This is a genomic window from Cupriavidus sp. CuC1, assembly GCF_044627735.1.
Lineage (GTDB): Bacteria > Pseudomonadota > Gammaproteobacteria > Burkholderiales > Burkholderiaceae > Cupriavidus > Cupriavidus ulmosensis.
In genome coordinates, this window is the sequence record NZ_JBIUHC010000239.1 from 1 (window position 1) to 10,821 (window position 10,821).

At 66.8% G+C, this 10,821-nt stretch carries 8 protein-coding genes; 3 read left to right on the forward strand and 5 right to left on the reverse strand.

The window, feature by feature from the left end; genetic code table 11:
• Positions 1-135: 135 nt before the first annotated feature.
• Positions 136-1,485: an ATP-binding protein gene (locus ACGLHR_RS48300; RefSeq protein WP_318233818.1), complete on the reverse strand. Its 1,350-nt coding sequence runs from the start codon at positions 1,483-1,485 to the stop codon at positions 136-138.
• Positions 1,486-1,498: 13 nt separating this feature from the next.
• Positions 1,499-2,221, reverse strand: coding sequence for a two-component system response regulator OmpR (gene ompR, locus ACGLHR_RS48305; protein WP_006155909.1), 723 nt, complete (start codon positions 2,219-2,221; stop codon positions 1,499-1,501).
• A gap of 255 nt (positions 2,222-2,476) precedes the next feature.
• On the opposite strand from ompR, the gene ACGLHR_RS48310 reads away from it, so the two are divergent.
• On the forward strand, positions 2,477-2,818 hold the full coding sequence (locus ACGLHR_RS48310; RefSeq protein WP_400102831.1) for a hypothetical protein: 342 nt from the start codon (positions 2,477-2,479) through the stop codon (positions 2,816-2,818).
• A 78-nt stretch (positions 2,819-2,896) separates the two neighbouring features.
• Here ACGLHR_RS48310 and ACGLHR_RS48315 read toward each other — a convergent pair whose 3' ends face one another.
• From ACGLHR_RS48315 to hpnD, 3 genes are all read right to left on the reverse strand, one after another.
• Complete coding sequence (locus ACGLHR_RS48315) at positions 2,897-3,514, reverse strand: SMP-30/gluconolactonase/LRE family protein (RefSeq protein ID WP_400102832.1); 618 nt, start codon at positions 3,512-3,514, stop codon at positions 2,897-2,899.
• 122 nt (positions 3,515-3,636) lie between these two features.
• A complete protein-coding gene (locus ACGLHR_RS48320) occupies positions 3,637-4,911 on the reverse strand; it encodes a Zn-dependent hydrolase (RefSeq protein ID WP_400102833.1) in 1,275 nt (424 codons plus the stop codon).
• A gap of 91 nt (positions 4,912-5,002) precedes the next feature.
• Positions 5,003-5,839, reverse strand: a complete 837-nt coding sequence (gene hpnD, locus ACGLHR_RS48325) for a presqualene diphosphate synthase HpnD (protein WP_318233822.1) — start codon at positions 5,837-5,839, stop codon at positions 5,003-5,005.
• Positions 5,840-6,326: 487 nt separating this feature from the next.
• Between hpnD and ACGLHR_RS48330 the strand changes: the two genes are divergently transcribed.
• A complete protein-coding gene (locus tag ACGLHR_RS48330; RefSeq protein WP_400102834.1) occupies positions 6,327-7,529 on the forward strand; it encodes an efflux RND transporter periplasmic adaptor subunit in 1,203 nt (400 codons plus the stop codon).
• 9 nt (positions 7,530-7,538) lie between these two features.
• Positions 7,539-10,652, forward strand: coding sequence for an efflux RND transporter permease subunit (locus ACGLHR_RS48335; RefSeq protein WP_400102835.1), 3,114 nt, complete (start codon positions 7,539-7,541; stop codon positions 10,650-10,652).
• Positions 10,653-10,821: the final 169 nt, after the last annotated feature.

Genomic DNA, 10,821 nt, shown 5'->3' on the forward strand with positions numbered 1-10,821 from the left:
TCTTGGCGAGACAAGAAAGTAGGTCGCCTCCCCGCAGGGGAGGTGAAACTGCCTTTGACTTTGACGTTAAGCAGTTGCAGTTGCAGTTGTAGTCGCAGTTGCAGTTGTAGTCGCAGTCGCACCCAACATATCGATCTACGCCCGCCTGAAAAACGCGCTAACCACCAACCCGGTTGCCGGCGGCGGCCGATTCGCTAACATCAATCTCCCCCCATTGCGCTGCAAGATCCGATTAACAATCGACATCCCCAGCCCGGCCCCCTTGGCCTCGCTACGCGCGTCATCGAGCCGGTAGAAGGGCCTTGTCAGCAACGGGAGTTGCGCTTCCGGAACGCCGCTGCCATGGTCGGCAACGGTCAGCACGGCTTCCTTGTCTTCGATCCGGGTGCTGATTTCGACCACGGCCACGCCGTTGTCTTCATCCTTGGCATAGCGCCGGGCGTTTTCAACGAGGTTGTCGAGGATGCGCTGGACTTCCATGCGGTTGGCGACGGCCATCACGGGGTCGCCGGCGCGTACGTGCACGCGGACATCGTCGTGCGCGCCATAGACGCCGACGGCGTCTTGCACCAGCGCGGAGAGGTCGAGCGGTTCGACCGTTTCCAGCGCGGGGCGGGCGTAGTTGAGGAACTGGCCGATGATGGCGTCCATCTGTTCGATGTCGGCGATCATGGCTTCACGCGTGGTGTTATCCACGGGTGACATCTCGGTTTCCAGCCGCAGCCGCGTGAGCGGCGTGCGCAGGTCGTGCGAGATGCCGGCCAGCATGACGACGCGATCGTCGTCGAGCTGGCGCAGGTCGCGCACCATCTGGTTGAAGCTGTGGTTGGCCTGCGCCACTTCGCTGGCGCCGTGCTCGGGCAGGGTGGGCGGGTCGCCGCCGCCGCCGATGGCGCGTGCCGCGTTGGCCAGCCGCTTGAGCGGGTGGTTGACCAGCGACGTGATAAAGGCTGCGCCGATGATCGACAGCAATAGGGCGGCGATGCTCCACCAAAGCCACTGGATGCCGGGCACGCGCTCGAACCGTTCGGGGCTGATCGCCACCCAGTAATCGTCGCCCTCGATCTCGAAACTCACCCATACGCCGGGAATATCGTTCACGGTGGTGGCGATGACGGTCCCTTCGCCGAGCCGGCCGCGAATCTCCTGCTGCACCAGCTGGGTCAGGAAGGGGTTCGTGGTGGGCACGGAGAAATCGTCGTCTTTCTCGCGCGGGTAGACCTTGATGCCCTCGTTCTGCACCAGGTCGAGCAGCAGGAAACGCCGCCGCGCGGGATCGGAATAGAGCAGGGCGGCGCGCGTGAGCTTGACCACGCTGACCACCTGCATGGCGATCTGCTGGGCGCGCGGCGCGCGTTCGAAGAGCCGATAACTCTGGAACCAGATACCCAGCGAGATCGCCAGCAAGAGGGCGATCAGCATGAAGGTTCGCCAGAACAGCGAACCGAACAGGCGCGTAGCCGTGCGGCTGAAGACAGTCGCCACGATGCGCGGCGCCTTACTTCACGCCATCGGGGATGAAGACGTAGCCGAGGCCCCAGACCGTCTGGATGAAACGCGGGTTGCCCGGATCAGGTTCGATCAGCTTGCGCAGGCGCGAGATCTGCACGTCCAGGCTGCGGTCGAATACCTCGTACTCGCGGCCGCGCGCCATTTCCATGAGCTTTTCGCGCGACAGCGGCTGGCGCGGATGCCGGGCGAAGACCTTGAGCACCGAGAATTCGCCGGTGGTCAGGGTGATCTCTTCATCATTTTTGGTCAGCGTGCGGGTAGCGAGGTTCAGCACGAAGTCGCCAAAGGCGAAGTTTTCCGGGGTTTCCGAAGGCGCGCCGGGGACTTCGGCGGGGCCCTTGCGCCGCAGCACGGCGTGGATCCGTGCGATCAGCTCGCGCGGGTTGAAGGGCTTCGGCAGGTAGTCGTCGGCGCCCATTTCGAGGCCGACGATGCGATCGACGTCCTCGCCCTTGGCGGTGAGCATGATGATGGGCGTCTGGTCGTTGGCGCCGCGCAGGCGGCGGCAGATCGACAGGCCGTCTTCACCGGGCATCATCAGGTCGAGCACTAGCAGGTCGAAACGCTCGCGCAACCAGAGCTTGTTCATCGCGGTGGCATTTTCTGCTACCAGTACGGTGAAGCCCTGTTCGCCAAGGTAACGGCGCAGCAGGTCGCGCAGACGGGGGTCGTCGTCCACGACGAGAATCTTGTGACTGGTATTTTCCATGGCGGTATCTTAGCGACAAACGCTTTCGGTCAAAATGGCTTAACAAAAGGTTACATACTTTACCCCGAGGTATGAAGGCGCGCATCCACCCTGCGTTTAAACTGCCGCATACCGTTTCCGTAGCCAGTCCCACGGGGTTTTCGTGGGTGTCCGCCGTGTAGTTCACTGCCATGACGTGGCGAGGCGGGGCTACTGGATGTCCGGCTTCCGGCGGTCCTGTAACCACCGTTTCCGAAGCCCAAACCGCCATTATCAATGAAAGTCACCCGCAAGCGAGCCGGGCATACCTTTTCCCGTGCCGGCGCGACTGTCGCGCTGTTGCTTGCCGCTAGTGCGGGGTACCCGCAATCGCCCGGCATGGCGCATTTGCTCCCGGGCGCTGGCAAGCCAGCAACCCGCGACGCCACCCCGCGCAACGAGCGCGAGCGCTACAGCCAGGACGAGGCGCGAGCGCGCGCCGGAAAGTACCGCGCCGAGCGTGACATGAACGACCGCCTGCCCCACGCGTTCCCGAACGACAAGCTTTCGCCCGACGAGCGGCGCAAGCTGCGCCAGAACCTGTACGAACTCGGGCGGGAGATGTACCAGGGCGGCTAGGCCTCAGGCACGCGCGCATGCGTGCAGCATGCCACGGCGCGCGGCATCCGGGATATCGGCGTCCGTCCTACTTCCGCCTCATGGCAGGCCGGCGTGCGGGACTTCGACTTCCATCATCAGGATATGGCCCAGGCGCGAAGCGCGGCGCTCGGCCTCGTCGAAGTTCGGCGCGGCGGCCAGGAACAGCGTGGTGCCGCGCGGGCCTCCCAGGGCGGCGGCGAAGATGCCCGTCCCGCAGGCAATCTCTTCATCAATGCGCCCACCCGGCATCACCCGCAACACGCGGTTGCCGATGGCGTCGGCAACCCAGAGCGCCTCTTGCGCATCTTGAGCGCACCCGTCAGCCGCCACCTTCGCGCCGCCCAGCACCTCGCCGAGTTCCGACCCGGCTGGCTGGCTGCCAAAGAGGGCCCAGTCGCGGCGCGGGCCGAGGGAGCCATCCGCGTGCAGGTCGAAGGCCGAGATGCGGTTGCCCAGGGTCTCGCCCACCACCAGGGACTTGCCGTCCGGCGTGATGACCGAACCATTGGGGAAGAACAGGCCGTCTGCCACCACGGTGACCGAGCCGTCCGGGTCGACCCTTGCCAGGCTGGCGGTGCGCATCGGGGCGCCGGCCATCAGGTCGAAACCGAAATTACCCACATAGGCGCGGCCCTGCTGGTCCACCACCATGTCGTTGGCATGGCCGCCGGCCACGCCGGACAGATCAGTTCGCGGTGCGCCATGCAGTGTCTCCGCTGTGATCTTTCGATCTTGTGATTGGTGTGCCTACATCCAATACGATTTGGGCTGGGACCGCAAGCGCGCCGCGGCGGGGGTCAGGCGCGTGGCTGGAAATGTCGCAGGAAGTCGACGAAGACCTCGGCCGCGAGCTGGGCGTCGTCGGCCGTCATGGTCTCCAGCGGGTTGTGGCTGATGCCGCCGTTGCCGCAGCGCACGAACAGCATGGCCACGTCGGTAATGCGCTGCATCATCATGGCGTCGTGGCCAGCACCCGAGGGCAGCTCGAAGGCTTCCAGCCCGCGCTTCCTGAGCACCGCGCCGAACTGGTCCATCAGCCAGCGCGCGCACGGCGCGTTGTTGACCGGCGTCACCCGTTCCACGCCGGCACTGAGGCCGCGACGCTCGGCGATCGCCTGGATGCCGGCCACGATGTCGGCGATGGCGGCCTCGCGGATGCTGTCTTCACCAGCACGGATGTCCATCGAGAACACGCACTCGGCGGGAATGACGTTGCTCGATCCGTTGGGCACCTGCAGCTGGCCCACCGTGCCGACCAGCGTCGGCACCTGAGCGCAGCGCTGCTCCACCAGCAGCACCATCTCCGCGGCGGCCGCCGCGGCGTCCTTGCGCATGGTCATGGGTGTGGTGCCGGCGTGGCTGGCCAGGCCCTCTACGCGGACCTGGAAGCGGCTGCTGCCGGCAATCTGCGTGACCACGCCGAGCGCCAGGCCGTGGTGCAGCAGGACCGGGCCTTGCTCGATATGCACTTCGACAAAGCCATGCAGGGTCGCGGGGTCCACCGCCGCGGCCCGCAGTGCGTCGATGCCGCCCGCGCCCGGCAGGCCGGAGGCGGCCAGCGCCTCGCGCAGGGTCACGCCGTCGGTGTCGGCACGATCCAGCAGGGCGGGGTCGAAGCGGCCGGCCAGCACGCTGCTGGCCAGGAAACTGGTCTTGAAGCGCAGGCCTTCTTCCTCGGCAAAGCCCACCACCTCGAAGTGATAGGGCAGGCGGATGCCGGCCGCGTTGAGCGCCCCAACCACCGCGACGGGCAGCAGGATGCCAAGCCGGCCGTCATAGCGCCCGCCGTTGCGCACGGTGTCGAAGTGCGATCCCGTCATCAGCACGCGCGCAGCATCGCCCACGGCCGGATCGGCGGCATAGCGGCCGATCACGTTGCCGATGGCGTCGATGCGGACCTGCATGCCCGCCGCCTCCATCCATGCCACCAGCTGGGCCGACGCTGCGCGGTGGGCCGGGGTCAGGTAGGCGCAGGTCAGGCCGCCTTCCATATCCGAGAAGCGGGCCAGCGCTGCGGCCTGGTCGAGAATGGTCTGGCCAAGCGGGAGGAGGGGGACGGCAGATTGGGTCATGGCAGCTCAGGCGAGTAATAATAAGGCGGCTAATGCCGTTAATGCGGTTAATGCAGCAATGCGAGCTAGGCGAAAAGCGCGGAGGTGGCGCTCAGCGGTTGCGCATCCACGTTTTCCACGCGATCCACAGCTTGCGCATGGGCGTGAGCGAGATGCGCTGGTTCAGCACCTGGAACTCACTGGCCTCCAGCTCATCGAGCAGCGTCTGGTAGATCGCGCCCATGACCAGGCCAGCGCGCTGGGCGCGGCGCTCGGTCCGGGGCAGCAGCGCCAGCGCCTCGCGGTACAGCGTGCGGGCTTGCTCGGCCTGGTAGCGCATGAGCGCGACGAAGCGATCGGAATGCGTGGCCTGGTTGATCTCGGAAACCGGCACCTGAAAGCGCTGCAGCGTGTTCACCGGCAGGTAGATCCGGCCGCGCCGGGCATCCTCGCCCACATCGCGCAGGATATTGACCATTTGCAGCGACAAGCCCATCTTTTCGGCGTACTCGAGCGTGCGCGGATCCGTGTGGCCAAGGATGCGGGCGCTCATGGTGCCGACCACGCCGGCCACGCAATGGCAATAGCGCGTGAGCGCGATGTCATCCAGGTAGCGCGACTGGTTGAGGTCCATCTCCATGCCTTCGAGCACTTCATTGAACATCGACTGGGTCAGCCCATAGGCTTGCGCGTGCGGCTGGAGCGCCTTGGTCACGGGGTGGGTTGGCGCACCGTTGAACATCTGGGCGAGCTCATTGCGCCACCAGGCCAGCTTCTGATAGGCCACGCTGGCGTCCTGGGTGTCGTCCACGACATCGTCGACCTCCCTGCACCAGGCATAGAGGGCGGTAATGGCCCGTCGCCGCTCGGGCGCCAGGAACAGGAAGCTGTAATAGAAGCTGGAGCCGCTCTGCGCGGCTTTTTCTTGGCAATACTGATCGGGCGTCACGCCGGTCTCGGGTCGGTGAATTGGGGGGTATTGGGGGCGTTTGCCTGCGCTGTCGCCGCGGCAACCTGACCGGCGCGGGGCGGTCGGCCTGACGAGATGGCGCAAGCCAGGGTCCTGCGCCAAGAGCCGCGATTTCCAGTCGTCAAGGCATTCCACGGCGAGAGGCAAGGCAGCGCGGGCGACGCGCCGGATTGTAGCATCGCGCTCCCGGCGGCAACTGCCCTGGGCGAGTGCGCCGCCGCGCGCTTCGGCCCGCGCGGATATCCAGCGCTGCGGCATTTGGCCGCACCCGGCCCGATTCCTGCGACTGACCTGGGGCACGGGGTGGGCAGCACGTTTGAAAAGTACGTTTCCGGCACTCCCCTGCGCGCGCCGTTTGACGCCTTCGGCTCCACCCCGTTACATTACTGACCGGCGAGTTATTAATCTGCCGCCGCTTCGCGCAGTGCCTGCAGTGCAACAGTTCCACCGATCTAACGCTTAACTCATGCCAGTGCCTTATCCCGGGCCGGAAGTTGCGGCCATCGAAGTGCCTTTTTCCACGCTTTGCGGCGCGAACGCGTTCGCGGCCGGCTTGCGCATGCGCGCTCGCGGCGCGTTGGTGGTCCTGCTGGTGCTCGCCGGGGTGGTGATGGGGCTGGCGGGGTGCAGCCGGCAGGCAGAGAAGGCGCCAGAGATCCGCCCGGTGCGCCTGATGCAGTTGCAGCCGGGCGCAGGCAAGACGGAATTCGAGTTCTCGGGCGATGTCCGGCCCCGGATCGAGTCGCGGCTGGGCTTTCGCGTGGGCGGCAAGATCGCCGCGCGCCTGGTCGACGTGGGCGCCACCGTGCGCAAGGGCCAGCCGCTCGCCCGGCTCGATCCCACGGACCTCGGCCTGGCGGAAGCCGGCTCGCGGGCGCAGTACGACGCGGCCAAGACTGACCGCGACCTCGCCGAGGCCGATCTCAAGCGCTACAACGAGCTGTTCGCCAAGAAATTCATCAGCGCGGCCGAGCAGCAACGCCGCCAGGCCACCTTTGACTCCGCCGTCTCCCGCCTGCGCCAGGCCGAGGCGGGGCTGCGCAACCAGGCCAACCAGACCGGCTACGGCGTGCTGAACGCCGACGCCGATGGCGTGGTGACCCTGATCGAAGCGGAAGTCGGCCAGGTCGTCGCCGCCGGCCAGTCGGTCGTGCGGGTGGCGCAGACCGCCGAGAAGGAGGTCGCGGTTGGCCTGCCGGAGGACCAGGTCGAGCGCCTGCGCGGCATCTCCGACGTGACCATACGCACCTGGGCCGAGCCCGGCCGGCTGCTGCCGGGCCGCGTGCGCGAGATCTCGCCGATGGCCGACCCGGTGACGCGCACCTACGCGGCGCGCATCAGCGTGCCCAATCCGCCGGCCGACTTCAAGTTCGGCATGACCGCCGTGGTCACCTTCACCCGCACCGGCGACGATACCGCGCTGCGGGTGCCGCTCTCCGCGCTGCTGCAAAAGCAGGGCATCAACCAGGTCTGGGTGTACGACGCGGCAGCCGGCACCGTGCAGCCAGTCAACGTTACCCTGGGCGAGCTCCAGGGCAACGAGATCCAGGTCAGGCAGGGGCTGTCGGCCGGCCAGACCATCGTCACCGCGGGCGTGCACCTGCTCAAGCCCGGGCAAAAGGTCAAGCCACTGCAGGCCGTGGCGCCCACGCCGGCCGTGCGCAACTAAGGCGCCGGCATGGATCATTCCCGTTTCAACCTTTCCCGCTGGGCCCTGGAGCACCAGCCGCTGACCCGTTACCTGCTGGTGGTGCTGTTGCTGGGCGGGCTCTTTGCCTTCTTCCAGCTCGGGCAGGACGAAGACCCGCCCTTTACCTTCCGCGTGATGGTGGTGCAGGCGTTCTGGCCCGGCGCCACCGCCGAGCAGATCGCGGTGCAGGTTACCGACAAGATCGAGCGCCAGCTGCAGGAAGTGCCCTACGCCGACAAGATCCGCAGCTTCTCCAAGCCCGGCGAGACCACGGTGATCTTCCAGCTCAAGGACACCGCGCCGGCCAAGGACACCGCGCAGATCTGGTACACCGTGCGCAAGAAGGTTGGCGACATCGCGCAGACGCTGCCGCCGGGCGTGCGCGGGCCGTTCTTCAATGACGAGTTCGGCGACGTGTACGGCTCCATCTACGCGCTCTCGGCCGACGGCTTCAACTACAAGGAGCTGCGCGAGTACGCCGACCTGGTGCGCCAGCAGCTGCTGCGCGTGCCCTCGGTGGCCAAGGTGGCGCTGATCGGGCTGCAGGACGAGAAGGTCTACATCGAATTCAACCAGGCGCGCTTTGCCCAGCTCGGGCTGGACATCAACGCGATCGCCGACCAGATCTCGCAGCAAAACAGCATGACCGCCAGCGGCGTGCTGGTGACGCCGGGCGACAACCTGCAGGTGCGCTTGTCGGGTCAGTTCGCCAACGTGGCCGACCTGGAAAACCTGGTGCTGCGCGGCCCCAACGGCATTGCCAATATCCGCCTGGGCGATATCGCCCATGTGTACCGCGGCTATGTCGATCCGCCGGCCAGCAAGATGCGCTTCCAGGGCAAGGAAGTGATCGGGCTGGGCATCTCGATGGAGCGCGGCGGCGACATCATCGCCATGGGCAAGAACCTGCGCGCCGCGACGGACGGCTTGCGCGGGCAGCTGCCCGTCGGCATCGAGCTGGACCAGGTGCAAAACCAGCCCGAGGCCGTGGAGCGGTCGGTGGGCGAGTTCGTGCACGTGCTGATCGAGGCCGTGGTGATCGTGCTGGGCGTGAGCTTTATCTCGCTCGGGTTGCATACCAAGCCGCTGCGCATCGACGTGCGCCCGGGCCTGGTGGTGGCGCTGACCATTCCGCTGGTGCTCGCCGTCACGTTCCTGTTCATGAACATCTTCGGCATCGGCCTGCACAAGATATCGCTCGGGGCGCTGATCGTGGCGCTGGGACTGCTGGTCGACGACGCCATCATCGCGGTGGAGATGATGGTGCGCAAGCTGGAGGAGGGCTTCTCCAAGATGGAAGCCGCCACCTTCGCCTACAGCTCCACCGCCATGCCGATGCTGACCGGCACGCTGATCACCGCCGCCGGCTTCCTGCCGGTGGGGCTGGCGCGCTCCACCGTGGGCGAGTACACCTTCGCCATCTTCGCGGTGACCGCGATGGCGCTGGTGCTGTCGTGGCTGGCCGCGGTCTACTTCACGCCCTACCTGGGCTACCTGCTGCTCAAGGCGCGGCCCGCCGGCGATGGCGAGCAGCACGAGGTGTTCGACACGCCGTTCTACAATCGTTTTCGCCGCCTGGTGCACTGGTGCGTGACCTGGCGCAAGACGGTGATCGCCATCACGCTGGTGGCCTTCGCCCTTGGCCTCTATGCCTTCAAGTTCGTCGAGAAGCAGTTCTTCCCGGACTCGAGCCGGCCGGAGCTGATGGTAGAGCTGTGGCTGCCCGAGGGCACCAGCTTCGCGCAGACCGAGGCCGAGGCCAAGCGCTTCGAGGCCGCGCTGCGCGGGGACCGCGAGATTGCCAGCCTGACCACCTTCGTTGGCAGCGGCGCGCCGCGCTTCTACCTGCCGCTGGACCAGATCTTCCCGCAGACCAATGTGGCGCAGGTGATCGTGTTGCCGGCCGAAGTGGCGCTGCGCGAGCGCGTGCGCCAACGCGTGGTGGACCTGCTGGCGCGCGATTTCCCGCAACTGCGCGGGCGCGTCAAGCTGCTGCCGAACGGCCCGCCCGTGCCCTATCCGGTGCAGTTCCGGGTGATCGGGCCGGATGCCGCCGGCGTGCGCAAGCTGGCCGATGAGGTCAGGGCGGTGATGAGCACCAACCCCAACACCGTGGGGGTCAACGACAACTGGAACGAGAACGTCAAGGTGCTGCGCCTGGACATCGACCAGGACAAGGCGCGCGCGCTCGGCGTCAGCACCACCGCCATCGCGCGGGTGACGCAGACCGTGCTGACCGGCGTGGCGGTGGGGCAATACCGCGACGGCGACAAGCTGATCGATATCCTGATGCGCGCGCCGCGCAACGAGCGCGACGCCATGTCCGACCTGCAGAACGTGCAGGTACCCACCGCCAACGGCCGCGTGGTACCGCTGACCCAGGTGGCGCGCATCGCCTTTCGCTCCGAGCCCGGTGTGATCTGGCGCGAGAACCGCGACTTTGGCGTGACCGTGCAGGCCGATGTGCTCGAAGGCATCCAGGGCCCCACCGTGACGGCGCAGATCAATCCCAAGCTGGACCAGCTGCGCGCGAAGCTGCCGGCGGGCTACCGCATCACGGTAGCCGGCGCGGAAGAAGAAAGCGGCAAGGCCGGCGCGTCGATCGCCGCGCAGCTGCCGCTATGCATCTTCCTGATCTTCACGCTGCTGATGCTGCAGCTGCACAGCTTCTCGCGCTCGCTGATGGTGTTCCTGACCGGGCCGCTCGGCCTGATCGGCGCCGCCGCCACGCTGCTGCTGCTCAACGCGCCGATGGGCTTCGTCGCGCAGCTCGGCATCACCGCGCTGCTCGGCATGATCATCCGCAATTCGGTGATCCTGGTCGACCAGATCGAGCAGGACATCCGCGCCGGCGAGCCGGTGTGGAATGCCATCGTCGAATCCGCCGTGCGCCGCTGCCGCCCCATCATCCTGACCGCGGCAGCAGCCGTGCTGGCCATGATCCCGCTGTCGCGCTCCGTGTTCTGGGGCCCGATGGCGGTCGCCATCATGGGCGGGCTGGTGATCGCGACGGCATTGACGCTGCTGTTCCTGCCGGCGCTGTATGCGGCCTGGTTCCGGGTCAAGGCGCCGGAGGCGGGCGCGACGGTAGTGGCTCGCTGAAGTCATGTTCGGGATCGCGCGCGGCCCCTCTTGGCGTGGGCGCGATCCCGGCTACGGGCTTACCACTGGGCTTCGCTTCAAGTGGTTCCTAGTGTTACGTCCCGCGCTATTTGAGGGCCGACATCCCGGGCTAATCGAGGTGAAACGACAGTGTTTGTCTCGCGCTGCG

What these genes read in the sequence shown, in the direction of transcription:
- ACGLHR_RS48330 (WP_400102834.1), top strand. Translation starts at nt 6,327, where the DNA reads ATGCCAGTGCCTTATCCCGGGCCGGAAGTTGCGGCCATCGAAGTGCCT.
- ACGLHR_RS48335 (WP_400102835.1), top strand. Translation starts at nt 7,539, where the DNA reads ATGGATCATTCCCGTTTCAACCTTTCCCGCTGGGCCCTGGAGCACCAG.
- ompR (WP_006155909.1), bottom strand. Translation starts at nt 2,221, where the DNA reads ATGGAAAATACCAGTCACAAGATTCTCGTCGTGGACGACGACCCCCGT.
- ACGLHR_RS48310 (WP_400102831.1), top strand. Translation starts at nt 2,477, where the DNA reads ATGAAAGTCACCCGCAAGCGAGCCGGGCATACCTTTTCCCGTGCCGGC.
- ACGLHR_RS48320 (WP_400102833.1), bottom strand. Translation starts at nt 4,911, where the DNA reads ATGACCCAATCTGCCGTCCCCCTCCTCCCGCTTGGCCAGACCATTCTC.